The 24,349-nt window shown below is 47.4% G+C and carries 20 protein-coding genes and 1 pseudogene; 11 read left to right on the forward strand and 10 right to left on the reverse strand.

The features are described 5' to 3' along the window. The 4 genes from VIS94_14500 to VIS94_14515 form a co-directional block, all read left to right on the forward strand. Positions 1-188 (forward strand): hypothetical protein (locus tag VIS94_14500; protein HEY9162285.1); only part of this gene is annotated, 188 nt, incomplete at its 5' end. Between the two features lie 76 nt (positions 189-264). After that, entirely contained in the window at positions 265-2,250 is a 1,986-nt protein-coding gene (locus VIS94_14505) for an Ig-like domain-containing protein (protein ID HEY9162286.1), read from the forward strand. Between the two features lie 13 nt (positions 2,251-2,263). Further along, positions 2,264-4,249, forward strand: coding sequence for an Ig-like domain-containing protein (locus tag VIS94_14510; protein HEY9162287.1), 1,986 nt, complete (start codon positions 2,264-2,266; stop codon positions 4,247-4,249). 54 nt (positions 4,250-4,303) lie between these two features. Continuing rightward, positions 4,304-6,310, forward strand: coding sequence for an Ig-like domain-containing protein (locus tag VIS94_14515; protein ID HEY9162288.1), 2,007 nt, complete (start codon positions 4,304-4,306; stop codon positions 6,308-6,310). A gap of 207 nt (positions 6,311-6,517) precedes the next feature. Here VIS94_14515 and VIS94_14520 read toward each other — a convergent pair. From VIS94_14520 to VIS94_14530, 3 genes and pseudogenes are all read right to left on the reverse strand, one after another. Continuing rightward, positions 6,518-9,013, reverse strand: a pseudogene (locus tag VIS94_14520) (penicillin acylase family protein). 304 nt (positions 9,014-9,317) lie between these two features. Then, on the reverse strand, positions 9,318-10,391 hold the full coding sequence (locus tag VIS94_14525; GenBank protein ID HEY9162289.1) for an NAD(P)-binding protein: 1,074 nt from the start codon (positions 10,389-10,391) through the stop codon (positions 9,318-9,320). Continuing rightward, positions 10,391-11,734, reverse strand: coding sequence for an NAD(P)/FAD-dependent oxidoreductase (locus tag VIS94_14530; GenBank protein HEY9162290.1), 1,344 nt, complete (start codon positions 11,732-11,734; stop codon positions 10,391-10,393). Before VIS94_14530 ends, VIS94_14525 begins: the two co-directional genes overlap by 1 nt. 162 nt (positions 11,735-11,896) lie before the next feature. On the opposite strand from VIS94_14530, the gene VIS94_14535 reads away from it, so the two are divergent. The 7 genes from VIS94_14535 (at position 11,897) to VIS94_14565 (ending at position 17,325) form a co-directional block, all read left to right on the forward strand. After that, entirely contained in the window at positions 11,897-12,532 is a 636-nt protein-coding gene (locus VIS94_14535; protein HEY9162291.1) for an SRPBCC family protein, read from the forward strand. A gap of 136 nt (positions 12,533-12,668) precedes the next feature. Then, on the forward strand, positions 12,669-13,094 hold the full coding sequence (locus tag VIS94_14540; protein ID HEY9162292.1) for a hypothetical protein: 426 nt from the start codon (positions 12,669-12,671) through the stop codon (positions 13,092-13,094). A 1-nt stretch (position 13,095) separates the two neighbouring features. Then, positions 13,096-14,442 carry an L-seryl-tRNA(Sec) selenium transferase gene (gene selA, locus VIS94_14545; protein HEY9162293.1) on the forward strand — a complete coding sequence of 449 codons (1,347 nt, stop codon included), beginning with the start codon at positions 13,096-13,098 and terminating at the stop codon, positions 14,440-14,442. Continuing rightward, positions 14,432-15,355: a patatin-like phospholipase family protein gene (locus VIS94_14550; protein HEY9162294.1), complete on the forward strand. Its 924-nt coding sequence runs from the start codon at positions 14,432-14,434 to the stop codon at positions 15,353-15,355. Before selA ends, VIS94_14550 begins: the two co-directional genes overlap by 11 nt. Positions 15,356-15,369: 14 nt before the next feature. Beyond that, positions 15,370-16,332, forward strand: a complete 963-nt coding sequence (locus VIS94_14555) for an RluA family pseudouridine synthase (protein ID HEY9162295.1) — start codon at positions 15,370-15,372, stop codon at positions 16,330-16,332. Continuing rightward, the gene (locus tag VIS94_14560) at positions 16,329-16,739 is read left to right on the forward strand and encodes a DUF721 domain-containing protein (protein HEY9162296.1); all 411 of its coding nucleotides are present in this window, start codon (positions 16,329-16,331) and stop codon (positions 16,737-16,739) included. Before VIS94_14555 ends, VIS94_14560 begins: the two co-directional genes overlap by 4 nt. Positions 16,740-16,863: 124 nt before the next feature. Continuing rightward, positions 16,864-17,325, forward strand: a complete 462-nt coding sequence (locus tag VIS94_14565) for a hypothetical protein (GenBank protein HEY9162297.1) — start codon at positions 16,864-16,866, stop codon at positions 17,323-17,325. A 60-nt stretch (positions 17,326-17,385) separates the two neighbouring features. Here the strand turns inward: VIS94_14565 and VIS94_14570 are convergent, their stop codons facing one another. The 7 genes from VIS94_14570 to VIS94_14600 all read right to left on the reverse strand — a co-directional run bounded on the left by VIS94_14570 (position 17,386) and on the right by VIS94_14600 (position 24,235). Continuing rightward, positions 17,386-18,348: a 1-phosphofructokinase family hexose kinase gene (locus VIS94_14570; protein HEY9162298.1), complete on the reverse strand. Its 963-nt coding sequence runs from the start codon at positions 18,346-18,348 to the stop codon at positions 17,386-17,388. Next, positions 18,309-18,905: a class II aldolase/adducin family protein gene (locus VIS94_14575; GenBank protein HEY9162299.1), complete on the reverse strand. Its 597-nt coding sequence runs from the start codon at positions 18,903-18,905 to the stop codon at positions 18,309-18,311. The genes VIS94_14570 and VIS94_14575 overlap by 40 nt, the downstream gene beginning before the upstream one ends. A 317-nt stretch (positions 18,906-19,222) precedes the next feature. Then, positions 19,223-19,495 (reverse strand): type II toxin-antitoxin system RelE/ParE family toxin, encoded by a 273-nt coding sequence (locus VIS94_14580; protein HEY9162300.1) that lies wholly within the window; start codon positions 19,493-19,495, stop codon positions 19,223-19,225. Then, positions 19,464-19,688 (reverse strand): DUF6290 family protein, encoded by a 225-nt coding sequence (locus VIS94_14585; GenBank protein HEY9162301.1) that lies wholly within the window; start codon positions 19,686-19,688, stop codon positions 19,464-19,466. Before VIS94_14585 ends, VIS94_14580 begins: the two co-directional genes overlap by 32 nt. A gap of 47 nt (positions 19,689-19,735) precedes the next feature. Continuing rightward, positions 19,736-20,707, reverse strand: coding sequence for a sugar phosphate isomerase/epimerase (locus VIS94_14590; protein HEY9162302.1), 972 nt, complete (start codon positions 20,705-20,707; stop codon positions 19,736-19,738). A gap of 11 nt (positions 20,708-20,718) precedes the next feature. Then, positions 20,719-22,899, reverse strand: coding sequence for an alpha-galactosidase (locus VIS94_14595; protein HEY9162303.1), 2,181 nt, complete (start codon positions 22,897-22,899; stop codon positions 20,719-20,721). A 16-nt stretch (positions 22,900-22,915) separates the two neighbouring features. Then, the gene (locus VIS94_14600) at positions 22,916-24,235 is read right to left on the reverse strand and encodes an MFS transporter (GenBank protein ID HEY9162304.1); all 1,320 of its coding nucleotides are present in this window, start codon (positions 24,233-24,235) and stop codon (positions 22,916-22,918) included. Between the last annotated feature and the right edge of the window lie 114 nt (positions 24,236-24,349).

Below are 24,349 nucleotides of genomic sequence, written 5' to 3' on the forward strand. Positions count from 1 at the left end.
AGAACCATACAGTCGGACTGGGTGACATAGTATCGGACTGCCGCATAGAAGGCATAACTCGGGACTTCGTAACCGTCTCCAAACTCCAGAACGGCTCAACACTCCTTGTAAGACTTCCCGCTCCTGATTATGTTGAAAGAACAATATCAGCCGGATCGTTAAATATTAAGGGGAACAGGAACAATTAAAATCAATATATAAATGCCGGGTTGTCGGCTGTTTTCAGACACAATAATGAATTGAATTTAAATGTGGAGGACATCTATGAAAACAGGAAAATTATATTATCCGTGGTTATTGTTTTTGATGCTCTTTTTTATGACGGCATGCCTGAAAGTTACTGGAATAACTCCTGCAAAGGCATCTGAGAATGTAAGCAGAAACGCTGAGATAATAGTTTTATTCAATATTGCCCCAGATCCTCTTACAATCAACAGGGATACATTTGTTGTCAAAGACGATTCCGGAAATGTCGTAGACGGTGAAATCGAATGCGATGGCAAAAAAATAAAGTTTAAACCGGCTTCACCTCTGATCTATGCAACGAGATATGATTTGGCAATAAAGACTGTGGTAAGAAACAAGACGGGTTTATCACTTGGCACAGATTTTAAATCATCATTTACAACCGAAGCCCCGGCCGGACTTAATGTCATTGCTACATCTCCCGCAGATAATGAGATGAATGTAAAACGGGATACAGCAGTAAAAATATACTTTGACAGCAAGCTGGACTCTTCAAGCATTTCTTCAGGTTCTGTTAACATCAAGAACAGGATCGGGAAAACAGTTAAAGTCAAAAGTGTTTTGGTTAGAGGAAATTGTTTAACCATGGAACATGATGAGAAGTTTGATATGAATACAGTATATTCTGTCAATATTTCAAAAGGAATAAAACATATTAACGGCTGGACAGCCTCAGAGGATTATTCTTTTGAATTCAAAACTCATGATGGCTTGTGGAGGCCTATAGATTTCCCATTTGTAAACGCTGATATCGACTCCTCAAATATAAGGTTTGTTTCAAATCCGGACGGGTATGCATTAGCCGTGTGGTCCCAGATCGACGGATTTGATGAAAACAAATGTCCTGAATATAATATTTATGCAAGTCTTTGGAATAAAGTATCCTGGGAAAATCCCCAGCCCATCGGAATACCGGGTGCCCTGTGTGACGGCCCTTCAATATTTGACGTTCAGGCTTCATTCAGCATGGATGGGCGCCAGGCAACAGTATTATGGGCTCAATCGTTTGATACTGAACAGGGCCTTCCTGCGTTCGATATCTATTCTAACTGTTGGAACGGAACAGCATGGCAGGGTGTTAAAACTGTAGGAACCGCCGGTCAACGCAGCATAGAGGCAAGCCGTTATCCCGGACAGCTCAGTTTGTCATATGGCCCTGATGGAAGGGCATTTGCAACATGGCTTTATTGGGAGTTTGCAGAGAAAAACATTCTTTCTCAAATAATGTACAGTGTAAATGATGGTGATACCTGGAGTGATCCTGAAGAGGTTTTCCCGACTTGCAGTGATACTGTTATGGAACAGCAGGTTGGTTTTGATAAAAACGGACATGGGATGCTGATAATGAAAAAATTAATGGGTACTGCTTCAGGTATATATGCCAGCCATTACAACGGGGCAGTATGGGGCGATGCAAAATCATTGGGAGCTACAGGAAACAGCATAAATATGACCTTTCTTTCGAACGGCGATGTCCTGGCTGCATGGTTTGGAGGATATCAATATGAGACATCGGTTATAGCATACCGTTGGGATAGCAAAACAGATAGATGGGAATCATCGGGAGCAATCGGAAACGCATATGTTGAACCATTCATGAAACCTGCGATCGCTGTCGGTTCAACTGGCGATGCTGTAATGGCATGGAAAGACGGTGAAAACAGAAGGAGTATTTTTGCATCACGATATAACCGGAATTCATGGGGCCTTCCGCAGCTGCTTGCATCGCCGCTAGAAGGCATTGCTTCAAATCCTGAAGCCGCCGGCTGTCCGAACGGTGATATATTCCTGATCTGGTGGCAGAGGCACATTATTCTTAACAGATACGACCTGTGTGTGAGAAAGCTGGATTCTGACCTGGGTATATGGGGAGATATGCAAATAATAAAGTCCGTAGAATCCAGCGATGCACCTGAATCCTTGCATGTGGCCGTAAGTCCGGATTCAAGTGCAGTCCTGATCTGGAAGCAGGGCGGCAGTTTATATTCAATGATATTTGATTAATCAGGGGGAATATATGAAATGTGCAAAAACAAGGAAAATCGTAATCTATTCAGTTTTTATGACTTTCATTGTACTTGCTGTCGGGTGTCTGAGGGTAAATGCTGTAGAGCCTTCAGACAAGGCAACAGATGTTGAGACTGATGCATGCGTCAAGGTTATATTCAACATGAAACCTGATAGTGCGTCGGTTAATGCCGGAACGTTTATTCTGAAAGACAGCTCAGGAAAAGGCGTTGAAGGCAGAATATCGGTTTCAGGCAAAACTGCAGCGTTTAAACCTGTCTCAAGTCTGGCACCAGGAAGCAGATATTCAGTCTATGTAATGAAAAATATTAAAGACGCTTCAGGAAAAGAGCTGGATATGGATTACATATTCAACTTTACAACCACAGGAAATATCGTGGCATCTGTTGATCCGGCGGACAGTTCTGAGGGTATTCCATGCGGCGGCATAATAAAGATATTTTTCAGCATGGATGCCGATCCGTCAACCGTCAATGATTCAACTATCAGGCTTATGGACGGTTCCGGCAATCCGGTTGCCGGAGAAGTCATCTCCAACGGCAGGATAGCGGTTTTCAAACCCATACTGAGATTATCAGAGCTTGAAAAATATACTCTGAGGGTTACCACAGGGGTTAAAGATATCAAGGGAAGGCCTATTACAAGAGACTTTACATCATCATTTACAACCAGAGCCGATTCATGGAGTGCTCCTGTCAGGGTCAATGCTGAAAAGGAGTACGCTTTCAGCCCGCATGTCTCTATGGATGACAACAACAATGCATTCATCTTCTGGTGGCAGTATGCGGATTCAGCTTCAGCAATATTGAGAAGTGATTATCAGAACGGAACGCTTTCAACAATTCCGGATGTAATGAGCATGACTGCATTTAATCAAAAATATGTTGATTATCCGCAGGTCGCCATGAATAAAAACGGCAAGGCGATTGCTTTCTGGATCGAACTTGACGGTGTTTTATGCCGATTGTTCAGCAGCACGTATGAAGCGGGCAAATGGGGAAAGCCTGCAGCGGTAAGTGATGCCGTCGGGGAAATCAATATAGCAAAAGCAGTGGTAAACGATAATGGAGACGCCATATTGGCATGGCTCCAAACTTATGAGGAAGACCCTTCCACAACAAGGGTCTGCTTCAGTATTCTGAAGAATAACATCTGGAGTGCTCCTCTATCGACAGGTGAACCGGAAGGAATACCGTATGAATTTCAGTTAGCAATAAGCCGCAGCGGCAGTGCCATAATAGCATGGACAGAACAGTGCAGTATCAATTATGTACTGACATTCGGCCGTATTTTCAAGAAGGAGTACAACGGTGAAAGCTGGGGTAACACCGAAAGAATAAACAATTACACCTATACAACAGGCAGTTTACTGACTTCAACCACCAATCCTGAAATCGTAATGGAAGAAAACGGAGATGCCATTATGGTCTGGTGCCAGCAGGAAAAGGCATCAACCGAGGTCGGCGATCCATATGTGAAAAGGATATACAAGAGTGAGCGCCACAATGGAGTGTGGGACGAAAAGCCTTCAATACTGAGCAGGGAAGGTGTGGACGCATCACGCCCAAAGATTGCCATGAACCGCCTTGGTGATGCCCAGATATTATGGCTGGAAAAAGAACATATGTATGGCATCAGCCGACATGAAGGTTTCTGGGATACCTATCCTGAATATATCTTCACTCTGTCGGTCTGCACCGGATCTGACGGGGCCGGTTACCATATGGCTATGGATAACAGCGGTAAGGTCCGGATCCTTGTTTCAGGATATAATATCCGAGGAAACCAGAAAGCTCAGATATTCAGAACCGAATTTGCCAGGCCTCAGGCATCTGTGCTGACTGCAATAAGCAGTCCTGATTCGGATGCCTTGAATCTCAGGCTGGCAGCCGACGGCAGGGGTAATGCCATTGCGGTCTGGGAACAGAAATCGGATGATGGAAAACCATCGGTCTTTATGAGTGAATTCCGGTGAATTCATAACACCTGATTTAAAACAAATTTTTTAATTTAATGAGGAGACTGCATCATGAAAAAAAATTATAGGAATATCCTGACAGTTGTTTTTTTAATATCAGTGTTTTTACTTGGCGGTTGTATAAAGGTGATAAGTACGGATCCTGCAGACGGTTCGGAAGGTGTACCGGTTAACAAGACTGTCCGCATGGTTCTCAACAGGGAAGTGAATCCCGGTACGGTCAATGCCGGGACACTGATTGTCAAAGACAGTTCCGGCAGTATTATCCCTGGAGATATTTTCTGTAACGGCAAAGAGGTATTTTTCACACCTCAAACCCTTTTTGCGAAGGGAACGAAGTATTCTGTCACGTTAAAAAAACAGATTAAAGACATGATGGGTACAGGTCTTAAAGAGTATTTGTTTTCATTTACCACTGCATGTTCGTCTCCGGATCCGTCGTTGATGCCTCATGTATTATCTGTATCGCCTTCTGACGGTTCTACCGGCATAGCCTTTGATGCACCTGTCAGGGTGAGGTTCGACACTGCCGTTCTCGGATCATCGGTAAATTCAAAAAGCTTTATTGTAACAGATGGTGAGGGTACAAGAATAAATGGTAATTTTTCTTTCAGCGACGACATGAAAAGTCTTTCATTCATACCTGTCAATCCTTTTGCTTTCCTGACAGAATACACTGTACGGCTTGAAAATAAGATTTCCAGCAATAAGGGAATACGGCTTGAAAAGGGTATAAGCCTTTCTTTTACAACGGAAGCAGAAAAGAAGTGGAACACGCCGGCAGCATTCATGACGGATAATGGTACATTTGGAGGTTATGCTGATCTGGCCATGGACAGTAACGGAAATGCAATAGTTGCTTTTGTCGAGGTTGACAATGTTAAGAGCTGGATCAGCAGGTGCGAATTCAGGAACGGGGCATGGGGGGAAGTTCAAAAAATAAGCATGTCACGGAATAATGCCGGTGCTCCGAAAGTCGTTATGAACGACAACGATGAAGCAATAATCGTCTGGACCGAGTGGGACAAAACATATACAGGGGAAGATGAAAATCCTGTTTATACGCAGGAACTTTTCAGCAGCTTGTACAGAAACGGAGAATGGAGTACTCCTGAAATTGTTCAGGGAATGAATAATTATATTTCTATTGCACTCGGTAATGACGGAGATGCCATTCTTGCCGGTTACCTTCTCGATGATAACTTCAATATTCTTGGATTGGGCATAAAGGAATTCAGAGACGGCTCGTGGAACAACATGCCTCTGAAAAAGATCGACACGGATGAATATAATGCCATAAATGTCCAGCTTGAGATTGATGATTCAGGCGATGCGATTGTAACATGGCTCAAGGATGACAACAATGACCGCCCGTCATTCTTCATGAAGAGGAACAGCCACATATGGACCGAACCTGAAGAAATAAAAACCGATACTTTCGATAAGACTATTCCCATATTGAATCGTTATGGAGATAATGTAGCCGACGGCATTCTGAACTGTATATTCTCGTGGATTATTGATCCCGTAAGGTCCGGCAGTGATACGAGCATCAATATTGTCAGAAGAGATACTACAGAGGAAAACGGCTATCACCTGGCGAAAAAAGGGGATTCTGTATTTCTTGCCTGGAGAGAATATTTTACAGCTTATCAGACTTACAATAAAAACCGTTATTATACTTACAGCGCCGAATACATCAACGGTGAATGGACAGTTCCGATGCTTGCAACAAATATGTCAATTTGCAAGCTTGATATCTGGAACCTTGCCAGAGCTTTCCGGCTTGATATAGACGGCAGGGGCAATGCGGTTATGGCTTGGCCTCAGAGGGAGGACCAGTCTGGAACCTACTGGTTCAGGGACTATGGCTGCTACAGGATATTCAGAAACGAATACAGGAGCGGGATATGGAATTACGAATCACAACAGATAAGCACGGCAGGTAGATATTCCGATTATCCCAGAGTTGCAATGGACAGGAAGGGAAATGCCATAATCATCTGGCAGGAATGGGACGGCAGCAGATGGCAGTTGTTCAAGACCGAGTACAGGTGATGCGAAAGCCTACAGGAGTCAGATTTGATAAAACTAAAAAAGCTTGAATATATATGAAACAATAGAGACCCCTGTTTTCTGGAAATCAGGGGTCTCTATTTATCTTGAAGAAAGTTCTTTTTCTGATCAGTACAAAATATTCACTTAAACCTTTTTAAGCATTATTAAGGTTTTTCATGTATCAGTAGTATCAGGGTTTTCCTTATCCTATTCTCTTAAATCCTGCGTTGAGATGGTTTGCGCCGCAATATCTGCTTCGCTGAACGGCAGGTCGATCCATTCCTTGTCGCTGTACATTTGTGTCTGATCCTTATACCAGGGTGAATTGACGTTTTGTGACAGTGAATAGGTCGTGATGGTGCTCATGCGCGGGTATTCCCTGCCTTCGAAACTCACGACCTGGATATATGTATTTCCGTGATACGGATTGACGAAGGCTTTCTTTGCAGGGTCCCAATTACTCTCGATAACACTGAACAAACCCAGTGAATCGGATCCGCCGTGCACCGGGATGTTTTCACCTCCGCGTTCCACGTATTGATGATCCCGCAGCGTCGCATCAAGGGGAAGGTTAAGATCATGGAATTCCTGCAGCGTATCATTAACGGCTGTCCATACCTTCGGATTCAGTATGTTCAATCCCCTGGGAGTGCCGATAGGGTCAGTGGTATTGAAGGGATAAAGAAAACATGATGTCAGCGGTATGGTGGGGGAATATGTTGTCCCGGCCGGCAATGATGTTCCAAGCAGCTGCCTGGCAATGCGCCGGAACAGAAGCGCCCCGGGGGAGTCAAGATTATCCGTGCGGTCCCAGGCTGCAAGTACGTCAATGGCCGGTTTTATGCTGTTATCAACGATGGCCATTATTTTTAGAAGCCGGAGAAGATCGTCCACCCAAAGCTCGGCCAGCTTGTTGCGTGCATTAAAAATAATCTCCCGCATGTTGTCATGGGTGAATTTGTTGCCCGGAAGCCCGTCATTGCCCGAGAGCCTTTCTGCGATTATTGTATGCCCCATTCGAGTACGCAGGCTTAATTGCGAATTTTCCGTACCTATGATGCGGGCATAGCCTGTAACGGGTTCTGACGGGTTTACCAGCCAGTAGCTGTCATTGCTGTTAAGCACAAAATCATGCCTGAAGATCGACGGTAATTGCGATATGCCCATAATGCCCGGAACTATGGCATCCGAGGCGGCCTCCGGCATGCACTCTGAGCGGGTTCCGTCAAGAATGGGAAGCCCCAGAAGTCTGAAAGTAAGCTGTCCCAGAGATGATCCGCAAGAGGTTGCCTTCTTGTCAGGGATGTTTGCAACTACGGTAATGTCACCGTAAAAGGCCTCTCCATAAGCATCGGCGGCAATCGTATTAGCCCATGGGATAGCCTGGAACCTTTCCAGTACCCGCTTTACATCGTGCACATTCCTTGTCTTGCCCATTTCCACAAAATGATTGAGTGCCCGCAGGTTTTCAGCATTCGGGTCCAGAAGGGCAAAGCCGCTGGAAGACGTCCATGAAAGAATTTCCAGGTCGGTCAGGGCAGTGCACATGGGGCCGAATCGTGTGGTATAGAGGGTGCGTTTTATCCTGCCGGTCGTGCCGTCATCATTGAGCGCTTCGATCTCCAATGGCCAGGCCTTCATCTGTTCGACCTTGCCGTCAACCTTGTAACTGTAGGTGTTTACAACATCAAGTTGAACCGGGACGAAACGGAATGCCGTGGATACTGTGTGCGACCAGGCCACACTGCTGTTCGCGCCGATGGCAATTATTGGTATTCCCAGAAAGCTTATGCCGTTAACGTCATATTCCCCCGGGATGGTCATGTGAACCTGATAGAAACTCCCGGAGTCGAGCCACCCCATATGCGGATTTCACAGCAGCAGTCCGCGGCCGTTCTTTGTGGCTTCTTTCCCGACTGCAATGGCATTGCTTCCCATGCTGAGCTTCAGGTGTGACTTCAATTGGGATATGGACTGTTCGTCTGAATTCAGTATATCGGCCAGTTGTACATTTGCCGCGGATTTTTTGGGACTGGCGCCGCCGATTCCGCCTACTGAAGCGGCCGATCCCGCCATGATGTGAATCATGTAGCACACCCGGTAAACATCGAGTTCGGTGATTTCCCTGACCCATTCAGAGTTCTGGCAGGCCGGATCGGTAAGGGTCTCTGCCGGGTGGTCTCTAAGATAGCGGTTATATCCGGCCGCATACCCCCTGATCAAGTCCTTTACTTCAGGTCCCATCCCAACCGGGTAGGGAGATGTCATTATCTTTTCCACGAGACCCCGTGCCTTAATCAACTTGAAGAAGAAATCACTGTCTGAGTTCTTGAACAGCATTTCATTTCCGGGAAAATGGAAGGTGTTATCCGGACCGAAGTACTTCGAGCGTTCGCCGTTGGCAGTCACATATGCATCGGCCAGCCTGCAGATATTATCCTCGGCAGCGGCATATGCATAACCGTACCCCAGACCCGCCCAGTCGGCGGCCTTGATATGAGGTATCCCATGCGGCGTACGGCGGATGGTTGCATGAAATCCGCTTTCTTCAGGAAGCGTAGGTGTGTTGTTTGCTGTGCCGGCATCGGAGTTATCGCCGCTATTGCTGCAACTGGCGATGAAGATGACAATAAGCGCCAACAGCAGAAGCCGAATGATTGATCGAAAATACATCTTGCGGGTTATCCCTGAATTTCCTTTCATATGACCCCCTCCTCATGAAAATTATTTGGGCTGAACAAGAACCCGGATGAAGCAGATTAATACCTCCTGTAATCCGGGTCACAGTCTCAAACGGATAAATAAAAAGCACTTCTCTTGCTGGAGAAACAGTTCAACGTATAAGTTACACCAATCTCAGAAAAATTAAAAGGCCGGACAATGCCCATAATAAAATGCAGCTTGTCTGATGATTGAAATATGCCGGATAAAACAGCTGCATTTACTGACTTGTTGTAAAACAGGTTATGTCAATCATCCTGCACCTGATTTTTATATTCGGTTATAATCAGTAACACCCGAGATGGGCAAAACCGGGGATTGAAAACGGGATATGCTCATCCTCTTTTACAAAATATGCAGCTAGCCTTTCGATGTTATTGACCCCGATAAAAGTGATTGCATTTTCTATAAGACTGACATGAGGCCTGAACCTGTACCAGATGTTGTTCTTTATCCATAAGGCGCGCTTGAAATACTTTGTGAATCGGGCAAATTCCGACTGGGCCCTGTCTTTATCATAAACCGCCATTGCTGCGACCTTGCCTGTGATAAGCGCGCCCAGTATGCCGAACCAGCCGATCGGATCCATGGCCCCGCTTATTGTGCCGCAGAAGATAAGGCCGTTTCTTGTAAGCCTGGGGTTATCCGTGCTTGCCAGCGGAACCGCGCCTGATGCATAGTGCCAATAGTCGTGCTCGATGCCCTGGGTTCTGCGCATGAAATCGGTATATTCATCCAGGCTCGTGCGTTTCACCTCGCGGGTCGAGAAGAGAAGGTTGAAGTAATAATTGTTGGCAGAACTCAGATAGCCGTATTCCGTGATGCCTTCGTTCCACCAGAGCCATGAGTAGTTTGAAAAACCTATTTCACCCCTGGAGATATAGCCGTACCATCGCTGGTAGGGGATGCCTAACATGTCGTAAGCCCCCTGGGTAAGGCCACATGCTATGATCGTGCCGGGTGCGAGTTTGCCGATATCCTCTTTTTTAAGTGCATGCCCGAATTCGAATTTCACACCATCATCAGAGGCAATCCGGTAAAGATACGTATCGAGACTTGTGGGGCGGTTGCCCCGCTCGACGCTATATAGCCCGCCATGCGGCGCATACGCCTTGGTGTCGTGAAAATAAAACGGGCATGCGATAACAGGATAAAAGCACGGTGAAATGTCGATGCCGATATATTCCGAAGTCATCCTGACATTGATCGGTGTCGTGTGCGTCGAAGGATTATAAAGGGGATCGCCTCCGTATGATTTTTCACGCTCGATAACGGTGACATCGAAACCTTCCCGTACAAGGTTAATCGCACAGACAAGCCCTGACATCCCTGCACCGTATATGAAAACTTCTTTCGCCATTATGCCCCCATTGACCTGATGATCGCATTTGCTGCATCGATACCGCTTTTGGCCGCCCCTTCCACCGACGGCATGTACATGTATTCTCCTGCAAGGAAAAGACCCTTCACATCACCAAGGCCATCTTTTTTCATGCGGCTTATTGCGGTGAGCATCCCCGGCGGAGATGTGCAGACCGCCTCACTGAACCTCAAAATCTCGGTGAATACTGGAAAGTCAGGCATGTCCGGTGTAAATCTCTGGATATCTTTAATAAGATATTTCTTGATATCGTCATCTTTCATTTTAATCAGTTCTGCCGCTTGTCTTCCGTATGTAAAGCAGTTTATAAGACCTGCTCCGTGCGGTGCATAAAAAGGTGATTTCATCGAACTTTCGGTATAGCCTGCCATTGCTGAACCGAATTTTCTGGGGAGTGCAACCGCATACCAGCCTTCGGGCAGAAGCCTTTTTTCAAGGCCGAAAATGACATGGCATGACTGCGAATAGCGGACTGTTTCCAGGGGCTTTATGATTGTATCCGGCAGATCCGGGATCAATTTCATGACAGATGTCGCAGTGGCAGTGCATATAACATTCTTGCATTCAATGAGCCCTTCGTTTGTCTCTACGCCTTTGACGGATTTGCCTTCAATAACAATCCTGTTTACTTTGGTGTTCAACTTTACCGAGCCTTTGCATTCATCGTAAAGTCTTGCTGAAAGCGAACCCATGCCGTTTCTGAACGTCCAGAGGCCGTTGATGCAGTAAAGAAGGAGCGCAAGTCCGTAGTTTGCAGCCACGTCCTCGGGTTCCCCGAGTGTCATGCATGATGCAACGGGCTGGAAAACATGCTCAAGCAGGGAACTCCCGGCCTTTCTAAGCGTGAAGTCGGCAAGAGAAATGGTATCCAGGTCAAGGGATGGCTCATAGTTCGTGAAATCCAGCTTCCCAATCCTTTTGATTATATCGGGGGTGATCTTTATAAGTTCAAAGATAGCCTTCATAGGAACGCCCCTGAATCTCAGAAGCTCGGGGAGGTTCTTTATTATGTCCAGAGGCCTTATCGAGGCCAGCACAGGAGACGGTTTTCTGCCAATGGCAGGCGGGATCCCGGCCCGGAAGGGCATCTGAACGAGTTCGGCGGAAAGCCCGAGTTCCCTGCTCAGCATGAAATATGTATGATAATATCTGAATAGAAACTGTGCGCCTGTATCGAGGATATAACCGTCTCTGTTCCGGCTCGCTGTTCTGCCGCCGGCAAAGGAATTTTCTTCAAGACAAAGCGAGCCGATGCCATTTTTTTTCAATATATACGAGGCTGCCAGTCCTGCGGCGCCAGCTCCTATTATTATAACCTTCATAAATATGCCCCGAATACGATAATGTGTTTAATTTTACCAGCATTGAGAGGCGGGATAATTATCTTATGCGCCTTGTGAAATTACTTTTATCTAATTATAATGCAAGAAACAATGTCTGTATTGAACTTCTGGGTGTTTGATTATTATAAGTTGGAGGAAGTTGTGAGGCATCTTTCAGTATTATCTCTGATGATCGGTTTTCTGATACATTCCGGCCTTGTTCAGGCCGCCCAGCTCAATCTTGATGCAAAGACAAAAAAGGACCTTGAAAGCGGGAAGGTCATAATGACGATCGAACAGAACCCGCACACAAAGGTGTTCAACCCCACAGGCCACAGCCTTGTGGATGCCAGTGCTGAAGATGTCTGGAGGGTTATTACCGATTTCAACCATTTCGGCGAATTCATGCCGAATGTCATTTATTACAGGCCGGTCGGGTGGAAGGACGGAAGGCTTATTGTTGACTGCAGGGTCAAGGTCGTAATGTTCAAAATGGACTACACACTTTCCTATGTGATCGACGAGAAGGATTACACTACATACTGGTTCTATGTAAAAGGCCCGATTAAGGACGCCCAGGGGTATTTCAGGATAGAACCTTATGATGATAAAAGAGTGCTTGTCACTTACACTACTTCGCTCGATGTGGGAAAGGCCATACCGGGTTTTATTGAGGAAAGCCTGGGCAAGACGACTTTCCCTTCGATATTCAAATCTCTCAAGAAAAGAGTTGCCATGCTGAAAGAAAAGGGGCCAATACCGAAACCCGTTCTGCCCCCAGTGAGTCAGGTGAATTGAACTGATGCAGCCTGATAGAGACACCGGCTTAATCTGGCAGTGCAAATAACCGGAATAAATCATTAATTTAAGAGCCGTTTAATATTTCAAATGTGTGTGGTAAAAGGCACTCATATTGTCAAAAGGAGAGATAATAATGTCCTGGAAAGGGTATAAAAAACTGAAAGATGCTTTTGCCGCAGGCACCACGCCTGACCCGGCGGAACTCAGGGGTTACTTCAAGGTGAAGCTTGTCACCGGCATATTGCCGGATTTCAGGTCTTTCCTGCACTGCAAATTTTTCCCGATGGGTGTGGAAGATAAAGGCGGCGGATTCAACGAATTCCTTGGATTCATCAGGATAGGCGATTTTATAATTGAAAGGACAGAATCCATACTGGGCGACGGGCAGAAGGTACTCCGAATCAATTACAACAGGAAGGGCAATCCCTTCTGGCTGAAGCCATTAAATGACGAACTCAAAAAAATGTCGGACGGTTTCTATCTCGGGCGCGGGGTCTTCCTCATAAAGGGGAAGGCCTACAACACGTTTTATTTTACAGTCGAAAAGATGAGGGAGTGACATGGAAAGAAAAGATGCGTACAGGAGCATCCCGAAGATGGATATGATTCTTGGCATGGACGAGCTCTTAAGCCTGCCCCTTCGTCAGGATATAATAAAAAAGGCTGTTGAGAATGAGCTGGTCACAATTCGTGATTCGATTAAAAAAGGTGATGCACGGAAAATTCCTACAGCACAGGAGATAGCTGCCAGGGTTTCAGCGGTTCTATCAGTTCTCATCGAAGCAGGATTGAGGCCAATGATAAATGCGACAGGCGTCATGGTGTATACGAATCTGGGAAGGGCGCCCCTTTCCTCCTACGCCCTTATGGCCATGATAGATGCGGGCGGGTATTCAGATCTGGAATATAATATAAAGGAAGGCATAAGGGGCTCCAGGCAGGATCATATAAAGGAGATCGCGAAAGCGGCCTTCGGGGTCGAGGATGCGATCGCCGTGAACAATAATGCGGCTGCGGTAATGCTGGTTCTGACAAGCCTGGCTGCCGGCAGGGAAGTGATCGTCTCCAGGGGAGAGCTTGTCGAGATAGGCGGATCGTTCAGGATGCCCGATGTCATGACATTAAGCGGTGCCGTACTCAAAGAGGTGGGCACTACAAACAAGACAAGACTGTCCGACTACGAGGCCGCAATAAACGATAACACAGGACTCATCATGAAGGTGCACAGGAGCAACTTCGCTCTCATAGGTTTCACCGATGAGACAGAAATAAAGGAACTGTCAACTCTCGCTAAATCCAGAGGCCTGCCTTTATATGTGGATATGGGTTCGGGCATACCGTTCGACCTCTCTGCGTTCGGTATTCACGGCGAATGGACTGTACCCTCATGCCTTACGGACGGAGCGGACATAGTATCCTTCAGTGGAGACAAGGTCCTGAGCGGTCCGCAGGCAGGAATCATTGTAGGCCGGAAGTCCCTCATATCGAAAATGTCGAAACATCCGCTGCACAGGGCTGTAAGGATAGACAAGTTCAGTCTGGCTGCGCTTGTCGAGACGCTCAAACTGGCAGCGATGGAGATGTATGACGAGCTGCCGGTACTGAGGATGATTACCGAAGACCGCGCTGAGGTTAAAAAAAGGGCCCTGTCGCTTAAAAGAAAACTTAAGGCGAAAAGCGCAATAATCGAGACAAAGGCTGTGATCGGGGGCGGGGCTGCTCCGACATCTACTATCCCGTCATTTGCCGTGGTGATTTCATCACCTGATTCAGTTGCCGCCCATGCCAGGCTACGTGATGAAGGAATCGTTTGCAGGATCGAAGATGACAGATTGATATTCGATATGAAAACCGTATCGGACGAAGAGCTGAAAGATGCCGCCGAAAGGATCAACAATGCCCTTTAAGTCGCCATACAGAATCGGAATAGCCCTTGGAGGAGGGGGAGTGAGGGGGCTCGCCAACATAGGCGTTTTAAGGGCGATGGAAGAAGCAGGCATAAAACCCGATGTCATATCAGGGACAAGCATGGGGGCCATCGTAGGGGCAGTTTATGCCGATACGCTGAGCGCATCAGGAACAGAAAGCGCCATCAGGGGAGTTCTCACCTCCGAAGAATTTTTAAAACAGGTTCAGAAGATGGGGTCTCTTTCCGGAGGAACGGACATTGACATGGGCTTTTTTGAAAAGATGTTCGATACGGCAAAAAAAGGATATGCATTCTACCGTTTCATGACAAAGGACTCGGTCGTTTCGCAGGCCGCTTTCGAGGAGATCGAAAAGCTTGTGCCGGATAAATATTTCTCGGATCTCAAGCTGAGGTTTGCATGTATCGCGCTTGATCTCGTTTCAGGGAATACGGTCATATTTCGTTCTGGCTCTCTGAGAAAGGCCATAAGGGCTTCGAGCGCCGTTCCCGGGGCGTTGTCTCCGGTCAGCATGGATGGCGGCATGTATGTGGACGGCGGATGGGCCGAGAGTGTACCGATATCCGCAGTAAAGCAGCTTGGCGCGCATTTTATCATTGCGTCCGACGTCTCGCGCGACATTACGTCAATCGATGCGAAGAACGGGCTTAGAAACAGCATGGATATAATGATTAGGGCCAATGACATTGCAAGGTCCTCAATGAACATGCTCCGGACAAAGGAAGCCGATTTTGTTATACATCCGGAAGTGGGAGATGCGCCGTGGTCTGCTTTTGAAAACTTTGACGCCTATGTTGCAGCGGGCTACAAAGCGGCAAAAACGGCCATGCCGTCACTGAAGAAGACCATATTGAAGTTTCATATTACCGGCCTGCCGAGGCTTTTCAAATAGGCTCCGTTCCGGTCATGGAGACGAAAAAAAGGATTATTCTCAAAGTTTCAGCAGAAGACTCGGGCAGCCGCCTGGACGTTTTTCTTGCAAAAAGAGCCGGGATAAGCAGATCCGCTGCGACGCGCCTTGTTTCTGAAGATAAGGTAACGGTCGATTCGCTTAACAGGAAGCCTTCCTTTGCCGTATCCGCCGGCATGAGGGTGGCACTCGAGCCTGAAGAGGAAAAAACCTCTGATATCCTGCCCTGGGAAACCGAGCTTAATATACTTTATGACGATGAGGCAATTATCGTGATCGATAAGCCTGCAGGCCTTGTAGTTCATCCCGGCGCGGGCAACTTTGAAAAAACGCTTGTCCATGCTCTTATTGCAAGATATCCGCAGATGGCTAATGTGGGCAGCATAGAAAGGCCCGGCATTGTCCACAGGCTCGATAAGCTTACATCAGGCGTCATGGTGGTTGCAAAAAACCAGCAGGCCTACAGCAGACTGTCTGACGCGTTCAAAGATCATACACACAAGAGGGTCTATATATGCATATGCTTCGGCATGATGCCCAGGAACAGCGGCCGCATTGAAAGCCTCATCAACAGGAATCCGGGCGACAGAAAGAAGATGACCTCAAAGGCGAAGTCAGGACGAACTGCTATTACGAACTGGGAAGTGATGAAATCATGGCCGGGGTTTTCAATGCTCAAGCTCAGTCTTGAAACAGGCCGCACTCACCAGATAAGAGTGCACCTGTCGGATCTGGGACATCCGATTGTAGGCGATGTCGAATATGGCGGGAAGGGCAGGGCAGCCAATATTGCAAATGCCGATGTTAAGGCTTATGTGAGGAAGATTGAAAGGCAGATGCTTCATGCGCATATCCTGGGAATCAATCATCCCGAAACGGGGGAATACATGGAATTCATCTCTCAACTCCCGGAAGACATGATCCTGTTGGAGCAGGAACTGAACAGGAACTATTCATGAAAGGCAAGGAACTTGACAGGCTCGGCAATCACCTCGGGGTGATAAGCAAGGACATATACAGGCTCCTGAAGATAAAATCGCAATGGAGAGAGATTGCCGGTGAAGTCTTTGCCGGTCATACTGTCCCGGCCAGGTTGAAAGGAAGCAAACTGGAAGTGCTTTGCGATTCCTCTGTCTGGGTGCAGCAGGTGGGCCTGCTCGAACTGACGCTCATTGAAAGCATCAGGAAGATTACCAATTTGAGAATAAAGGAAATTGATTCAAAGATCGGGGTATTGAAACCGGAAGCTCAACCGGGATTGAAAAAATCCGTACCCGTCAAACTTGATATCGACAGCCAGGTATATGAAAATATCAAAAATCCTGAACTGAGAGAAAAGATCAAGGCTCTGATAAAAGGGTCTTGAAATTTGTCCGAAAGTGATGAACCGTGAGTATGACGGTTCCGGCTGCAGTACAGCATTGAAAAATCAAGTGCGCATTGACAAAACCGGATATGCCTTTATTATCCCCATGGTGAGGTAAGGAATCATGTACAGAAAATTTATGGAACTCATAGAGGAAAACGCGGAAGATATAGCAAAGAGCATCGTGCAGGCCGTTTACAATAATGAAGAGTTTTCCCAGTACCGCGGGATTTCTGATGAAATTTTGACGGAGCGGGTTTATCAGGTGATCCGCAATGTTTATGAACGGCTCGGTAACTGGCTCGACAAGAACAAATCAAAGAACACTCTGTTTGCCTATTATTCAGACCTCGGCGCCCAAAGGATGCGGGAAGGTATACCGCTTGAGGAAGTCGTCAGGCTTTATCAGCTTATCAAGCGTGAGATATGGCATGCGTTCAGGGAAGATCTCAGCGTGAACGATGACTTCGAACTTAAAAGGCTTATGGAAATCGATTTTTATGTAGACCTGTTTTTTGACAGGATCGTCACTGCCATAATCTCAGGTTATCAGCACGAGCAGGCAAAATTTCAGAAAAGGCAGTAACCTGTCAGGGAAAATCATCATAAAAGAACAAGTGTGAGTTGCTGAGGTATTTTACGGAACCTATATAATTTCGATGTCAACCGATTTGAGCATTTCATTGAATATATCCGGCGGCCAGAGGAGCCCCTTTGATTGTGCCGTACAGGCTGAAGCCGCAATTGACCAGGAATAAAGCTTGTGAGTATCCATTCCGAACTTGTCATAGGCCGCCAGGAAACCGCCGACGAATGCATCTCCCGCTCCTACCGGGTTTACGGCATCAACACCTGTTACCCTTGCCCTAGTCGAGTGGTTCCTTGTGATGAAGAACGCGCCGTCTTTTCCCAAAGTGAGCGATACGGTTCCGATCTTCGGTGTGAGCGTTCTAAGAAATGAGATGATTTCATCGACCTGGTTTAATCCCGAAAGTTCTGCTGCTTCATCCAGGTTGGGTTTTATCATAAAGGGTGAGGATTCGATCCCTTTTTCCAGCGCCTTGCCGCTCGTATCCAGCACGACAGGGATGTCATGTGCATTTGCGATGCTCACAAGCCTGGAATAATAATCGTCGGACAGGCCGTTGGCGAGCGACCCGCATAATGCAACTATTGAAAAATCGTTTTTAATCAGCAGCTCTTCAAAATGGCTGCAGAACGCATCGGCCTGCTGTGTAAAAATCTTCGGCCCGAACGGGACGACCTTTGTTTCACTTTGGTTTTTCTTGTCAATAAAGGCAAGCGTGATGCGGGTCAGGTCATTTATGCGATAGAATACCGTCCGGATTCCTTCACGCTCAAGCTCCGAGGTGATAAAGTCGCCCGTGAAACCGCCCAGAAAACCCGTAACCATGACATCGCTTCCGAGCAGCCTTGCAATCCTGGCCGCATTGTTACCCTTGCCTCCGGCATCGGGAAAGACATCCTGCCCGCGGTTTGTGGTGCCTGTCTTGAAGCTGTCTCCAAAAACAGTGAAATCGATTGCAGGATTCAGCGTTACGGCCAGTATCATAGGTCGAGCAGCTTTCCCAGAATCTGGCAGCGGCATTCGGTTTCTATCCTGTCGACGATGTCAAAGCAGGCGTTCATGTCCCTGCCTACTGCGATGATTCCATGGCGCGGCATAATGGCCATAAGCGGACTTTTCTCCCACTGAGTTTTTTTAGTCCGGAAATGATCCAGAACACTTTTTATAAGCTCCTCGGAGTAGCCGTGCGCCTCTTTGCAGCAGCCGATTGTCCCGAATTTTTCGGTCGTTTCCAGTTTGGGAACGATGGGCCTTGCCTTTGCAACGAACACGTTCGTCCAGTACGGGTGGGCGTGTATAACGGCATGAGCCTCGGGAAATTCCCTGTAAAGTGCGAGATGCAGTTTTCCCTCCCTGGTTATTTGTGCCGGCCCTTCGAGGACATTGCCGTCAAGATCGACGACTGACAGGTCCGCGTCCTTTATCTGCCAGCGCAGACGGTAACCCATGAGCCTCGGCGTGCAGCAGACAAGATCGCCTTCCCGTACGCTTATATTGCCCCCTGCCGTATCGGACAGCCTTCTCTCCCAGACGAGCTTCGCTATCTCAAGCACCAGTTTCTTTGCGTCTTCCAGCATGATCAATTTATCCTTTTTTGCATTTATTCTAATTTAAACAACCAAAGTTTTAATTAGCAGGTACTTTCATTAAATCATTTGGATTAATTCCCTTGTTATATTGTATTGCGTTTAAGAATAACTCACAAAGACGATGTTTTTCATTATCTCTTCTTGTTTGATCGAGGCGCAATTGGTATCTCAGATGGAATAAATATAGAAATGAATTATTAAGACCTTCTCCGATTCTGATATCATGATATGCAATTTCTCTCGTGAGCTTTTCTTTCATTTCAACTCTCAAGTTAATCTAAAAGTTTGTAAAGGATCAATGAGATTCATTTCCGATAAATCTCTCTTCTGTGTCCAATTCGCAGAACGAGGATTAAAAGCTCATCTTTTTTGAAGTGATATATTATACGGTAAACGCCTACCCGTAGTCTTCTTAAATATCTGTATTCACCGGAAAGAGGTTCACCCTTAAGCGGTTCTGTGTACAACTCATTGATCGCTTCTGTAACTTTTACCTGATAGCTCCTGGGTAGTTCCTTAAATTCCTTTTCCGCCCTTTTATCAAATTTAACGCAGATTGAGTTCTTTCTTGATTTCATCAAAATCCCTGTATTCAGCATGCGGGTCGTTCAATCTTTTGTTTGCAATCTCCATATCTTCCATCTCCTGAATGATAGCATCTATGCCTTTCCTGATGAGCCAGCTTTTCGGGCGGTCGATGAGTCTGGCGTATTGATCTAGTATATTATTTATTTCTTCTGGTAAGCGTAAAGCGATGCTTGTTTGTGCCATATTTCACCTCCATTTTACGTTGTAATACATTGTAATACTATAATTGTCTATCCAAAAAGCAGCCTGCGCATTAATTTGCTTGAGAATGTAGCATCTTTTTTCTTAAGTACCGTTTCGATTTCTCCGGCGTCCGCCTTTTCAATTATCTCATGAAACTTTGTAAGCCAGGCGGCGCTCTCTGCTATGGCGTCCCGGCCGTCCTCCCTGTAAGGAAACTGATCGATTGTAATCCAACCGGAATAGTTCGTACGTTTGAGCCAGTAGAAAAACTCAAGGTATTCGAGAGTATGTACGCTTCCCGTTATCATGTCATCGTCCCAGTAGCGGTAATTGTCGTTGATATGGATGTGCAGGAGTCTGTCGCCGTATTTATGAAGCATCGCTACCACCTCGGCAGGATTCTCATAGGCATACAGGGCATGGCCGTAATCGAGCACCACCCCGCAGTTGGATGCGCCGGTTTGCAAGAGCATCAGGAGCGTTACGGCAGCAGTACTTGCATAACAGCGGTTTCGCGGCTCCTTGGGTTTGTATTCGAGTCCGATCCTGATGTCCTTGTTGTAATCGCACAGCTCCTTTATGGCCTCTTCGAAAAGCGTACGTTCCGTCTCGTAGTCGGTCTGGAAGAGATAGTCATAGCCGTCCTGTCCCGGCCATGGGGCGACAAGGCTGCAGCCCAGTTCCACAGCTGCGTCGATCACCCTTTTGGTATGTGCGATCGCATCCCTGCGAACGGCCCGGTCGATGGAAGAGTATGTACCCTGCCTGTATTCGGCCCGTGAAAACAGATCCGGCACTATGGATACGACCGAGAGGCCTGTGCGCTTAAGACACGTCTTTACTTCATCAAGATTATCGAGGATGTCATCCGTGCCCACGAGATCCACCCCTGTAAGGCCGTCCACCGATGCAATCCTTTCAAAGAGTTCCTCTGTGGAATACGGCCTGTCATAGGCAGAGCAGAACCTGTCGGAACACGAGCCCGCATTGCCAAGAAATACCGATAGTTTCAGTTTCATAACCTCTCCTGTTATTCGCTGTAAAGCCTGATCATCGAGCTGCCGAAATCGCCGATGACACCCGGTGTGTTGATGCCGGCATTCATGAGGGTGTCTCCGCTGAAGGACTGATTGAGACCGACCAGTGTGTAGTTTTTAGCCTGGTCAAGTCCTTTGAGTTTTAAAATCTTGAAGGGCTCGTGGGCGCCAGCAGTTTTCTTGAAATAGAAAAGCACGGCCTTTGCCTTGTCTTCGGTCACGTATATCCAGGCTGTTTCGTTTCCTTCGAATGGACTTAAAATTCTGTAGAATCTTCCGAACTGGACTATCGGCCTGATTTCCTTGTAAAGCGCGATATTCGTCTTTATCAGTTCCCTTTCCTGGGACGTGAGTTTGGAAGCGTCTATCTCAAAGCCGAAGTTCCCAGCCATGCCTGCATGCAGGCGCGTCATAACCGGGGTCATCCTGTGTATCTGATGATTGGGCGATGCCGACACATGCACTTCAATGCTTATCGGCGGATAGACGATGCTGGTTCCGTGCTGTATCTTTATGCGCTCGAATGCATCCGTGTCATCGCTTATCCATGTCTGAGGCATGTATGCGAGCATGCCCGGGTCAGTCCTGCCGCCGCCGCTGGCGCAGCTCTCGAAAAGTATGTGTGGAAATTTCGCCGTAAGCGTATCGAGTATGCCGTAAAGCCCAAGGACAAAACGGTGCGCCGTTTCAATCTGTCTCTCAGGTGTGGCAAGGGACGAGCCTATTTCAGTAAGGCTCCTGTTCATGTCCCATTTCACATAGGTGATGGGTGCGCTTGAAAACACGTCGCTGAGCACGTTTATCACGTATTCGCAGACGTCGGCGCGGGACAGGTCAAGCACGAGCTGATTGCGCGATTCCGTCTGCCTCCTGCCCGGCGCGTGTATGCACCAGTCCGGATGTGCTCGGTAGAGTTCGCTGTTCTTCGAAATCATCTCGGGTTCGACCCAGACGCCGAATTCCATACCGAGAGAAAGGACCTTTTCCCCGAGCGATTTTAGTCCGCCCGGAAGCTTCTCCTTGTTGACAAACCAGTCGCCAAGCGAGGACGAGTCGTCGTTTCTCTGCCCGAACCACCCGTCGTCAACGACGAATATTTCTGCGCCGAGTTCCTTGAAGTCTTTTGCTATACCTAAAAGCTGTTCCTCGTTGAATGCGAAATAGGTGGCCTCCCAGTTGTTGATGCATACCGGGCGCTCTCTATCCCGGTAAAAGCCCCGGCAGAGTCTCTTTGAATAGAGTTCGTGGTATGTCTGCGACATTCCGGTGAGCCCTGAATCTGAGTATACTAGAACGGCTTCGGGTGTCTGGAATTTTTCGCCCGGTTCCAGCGTCCAGCCGAAATCAAACGGGTTTATGCCCATGGCCACACGGGTGTAATCATACTGATCAACCTCGACCGAACCAAGGAATGAACCGCTGTAGACAAGGGAAAATCCATGGACATCACCCGTGTCTTCCGTCGAGTCCTTTTTCAGAAGGGCGATAAACGGATTCTGCTGGTGACTGCTCACGCCGCGCCTGCTCTCTATAGACTGTGTACCGGGCACAAGAGGCCTCTTGTGTATATGCCGTTCGCGGCCCCATGAACCTGAAAGCTGAAGCATCTCGAAGTCGCAGTTCATGAAGTCAAGACTGAAAGACAGCGCCCTTAAAAGCTTTATGTTCGATGCGCTTTCGTTGATGAATTTTACCGAGCGTGCAACGGCGTTGTATCTTTCAAAAGCTGTGTAGCTCAACAGAACCCTCAATCCGATCAGCGGGTCGAACATGTCGATCACGAGGGTCTCGGCTTCATCTGCATTTTCAACGTATGTCGCAGGCAGTCCGTCGAGAGCCGGTTTACCCTTTGTTATCGAATGCCCCTGATATTTGGGCTCAGCCAGCCTGTAGCCGTCAGAGGTCTGCACCTGAAAAGCGGGCTGCCTGAAATCGCCGGTGCCATAGAACGGGTATTCGAGAGGCAGAAAGTCGTACGATACGAATTCGCCCGGATGCGTGTCAGGAGAGTAGACCCTTATCGCCTGCCGGATGAATGGCGAAAGATCGGCATCTGTTACCGCCTTTCCCCAGTAGAGGTGTACAAGATCGCCCCATGCGAGTTTGATCACATAATCACTCGAACCCGCCCTCAGTTTGAAGATGCCTTTATCCTTATCGAAAGTTATAGCCATACCTGCCTCCGGATTATTATTCTTTCTTCATTTCTTCTGCACGTTCTTCGAGCAGTTTCCTTAGCGCGTCCCTGTCAAACGTTATGAATCTGGCGACTATCAACAGCATCAGCCCGCACGGGACCCACCAGAATATGGAGAAGTTCATCATGAACAGATAACCGAACGGCAGCAGCAGCCCTCCGATCATTGGTCCCAGTCCCTGGTTGATGTTCTCGGTGATATTGTAGCAGGCAAAAACGGTTCCTCTGTGCTCTGGCCGGTTAACGTTCATGAGGATTGCCTTGCAGTTCGGGGCTGCGACGACTACCAGGAATCCCATGAGGAATGCCAGGCAGAGATAGGCATAAAAGCCGGCGCCTGCGGCATCAAAGCTTATGTTAACGAGCATGAAAGCAGGGATGCAACCCAGCAGAACTACAAAACCGCACATAAGCGGATTGTATTTCGGATTTTTTCTGTACAGCCACTCTCCGACATAGCCGAAGAATATTATCCCCAAAGTGGCTCCGAGACCCAGGATGAGGAAGATCGTCGTAGCCTTCTCTTTAGAAACATGTCTCACGTTTTCAAAGAAATGTATTATCCAGTATCCGAGTATGCCCCACGGCACGGTCCCGGGGATCGCCTGAATGAAGGTCCAGAGGTTTGTCCTGTTTCCGAATATAATTTTGAAATCCCTCAGGTGGATTACCTGCTTGTAGGCCAATCCCTTCTGAATCAGATCCTCAAGAGCATCTTCCGTCCGGCCTCTTTGAGGATCTTTGGCAAAGAGGGCGAATATCAGGGCAAGAGGCAGGTTGGGCAGAGCGATGAGGACAAATGATATGCGCCAGCCGTACTTGTTGGTCATGAAACCTGCAACCGCCACTCCCACGATTGAACCCACGGCCCATGCGGTCTGAAGCCATGCCGAGGCCGTCGCCCTGTGCTCTTCCTTGAAGTAGTCGGCGAGAAGGGAAAGGGATATCGGAAAGATTCCTCCAACGCCGATTCCGGAAAGGACCCTCCAGAACACGAAACCGCCAAGGGTCTTTGTGAAAAACGGCAGGCCTGAAAACAGGCATGGGATTTCACCGACGAGGACTGTAGCGATCAGGAGCCATTTGCGTGAGAACTTGTCGGTATAATAGCCGAAAAGGATGCTGACTATTGAGCCGACGAGCACGAAAGCCGAACCGATCAAACCGAGCTGCCAGTCGCTGACGCCGTATTCTCTTGAAAGTTCGGGCAGGATGGCCGACATGATCCTCTGGTCTGCGAGCAGAAAAATCGACATGAAGACCAGCATAAAGAGTGTGGTTTTGTCCCTGAAAGACATTTTCACAGTGCCCATGATCATCTCCCCTTAGTATTTTAAGTCAGTGTTAGAGGCTGCATGGATGCGATAATAAATCAAAAATTTATTATGATGGAAATATATTATCATTACAGTTCCATGCAAGTTTAA

Source organism: Desulfomonilia bacterium (genome assembly GCA_036567785.1).
Classification (GTDB): Bacteria; Desulfobacterota; Desulfomonilia; order UBA1062; family UBA1062; genus DATCTV01.

Excerpts from the sequence above, each read along its gene's own strand:
- VIS94_14505 (HEY9162286.1), top strand. The coding sequence starts at position 265 with ATGAAAACAGGAAAATTATATTATCCGTGGTTATTGTTTTTGATGCTC.
- VIS94_14510 (HEY9162287.1), top strand. The coding sequence starts at position 2,264 with ATGAAATGTGCAAAAACAAGGAAAATCGTAATCTATTCAGTTTTTATG.
- VIS94_14515 (HEY9162288.1), top strand. The coding sequence starts at position 4,304 with ATGAAAAAAAATTATAGGAATATCCTGACAGTTGTTTTTTTAATATCA.
- VIS94_14525 (HEY9162289.1), bottom strand. The coding sequence starts at position 10,391 with ATGGCGAAAGAAGTTTTCATATACGGTGCAGGGATGTCAGGGCTTGTC.
- VIS94_14530 (HEY9162290.1), bottom strand. The coding sequence starts at position 11,734 with ATGAAGGTTATAATAATAGGAGCTGGCGCCGCAGGACTGGCAGCCTCG.
- VIS94_14540 (HEY9162292.1), top strand. The coding sequence starts at position 12,669 with ATGTCCTGGAAAGGGTATAAAAAACTGAAAGATGCTTTTGCCGCAGGC.
- selA (HEY9162293.1), top strand. The coding sequence starts at position 13,096 with ATGGAAAGAAAAGATGCGTACAGGAGCATCCCGAAGATGGATATGATT.
- VIS94_14550 (HEY9162294.1), top strand. The coding sequence starts at position 14,432 with ATGCCCTTTAAGTCGCCATACAGAATCGGAATAGCCCTTGGAGGAGGG.
- VIS94_14555 (HEY9162295.1), top strand. The coding sequence starts at position 15,370 with ATGGAGACGAAAAAAAGGATTATTCTCAAAGTTTCAGCAGAAGACTCG.
- VIS94_14560 (HEY9162296.1), top strand. The coding sequence starts at position 16,329 with ATGAAAGGCAAGGAACTTGACAGGCTCGGCAATCACCTCGGGGTGATA.
- VIS94_14565 (HEY9162297.1), top strand. The coding sequence starts at position 16,864 with ATGTACAGAAAATTTATGGAACTCATAGAGGAAAACGCGGAAGATATA.
- VIS94_14570 (HEY9162298.1), bottom strand. The coding sequence starts at position 18,348 with ATGCCGCTGCCAGATTCTGGGAAAGCTGCTCGACCTATGATACTGGCC.
- VIS94_14575 (HEY9162299.1), bottom strand. The coding sequence starts at position 18,905 with ATGCTGGAAGACGCAAAGAAACTGGTGCTTGAGATAGCGAAGCTCGTC.
- VIS94_14580 (HEY9162300.1), bottom strand. The coding sequence starts at position 19,495 with ATGAAATCAAGAAAGAACTCAATCTGCGTTAAATTTGATAAAAGGGCG.
- VIS94_14585 (HEY9162301.1), bottom strand. The coding sequence starts at position 19,688 with ATGGCACAAACAAGCATCGCTTTACGCTTACCAGAAGAAATAAATAAT.
- VIS94_14590 (HEY9162302.1), bottom strand. The coding sequence starts at position 20,707 with ATGAAACTGAAACTATCGGTATTTCTTGGCAATGCGGGCTCGTGTTCC.
- VIS94_14595 (HEY9162303.1), bottom strand. The coding sequence starts at position 22,899 with ATGGCTATAACTTTCGATAAGGATAAAGGCATCTTCAAACTGAGGGCG.
- VIS94_14600 (HEY9162304.1), bottom strand. The coding sequence starts at position 24,235 with ATGGGCACTGTGAAAATGTCTTTCAGGGACAAAACCACACTCTTTATG.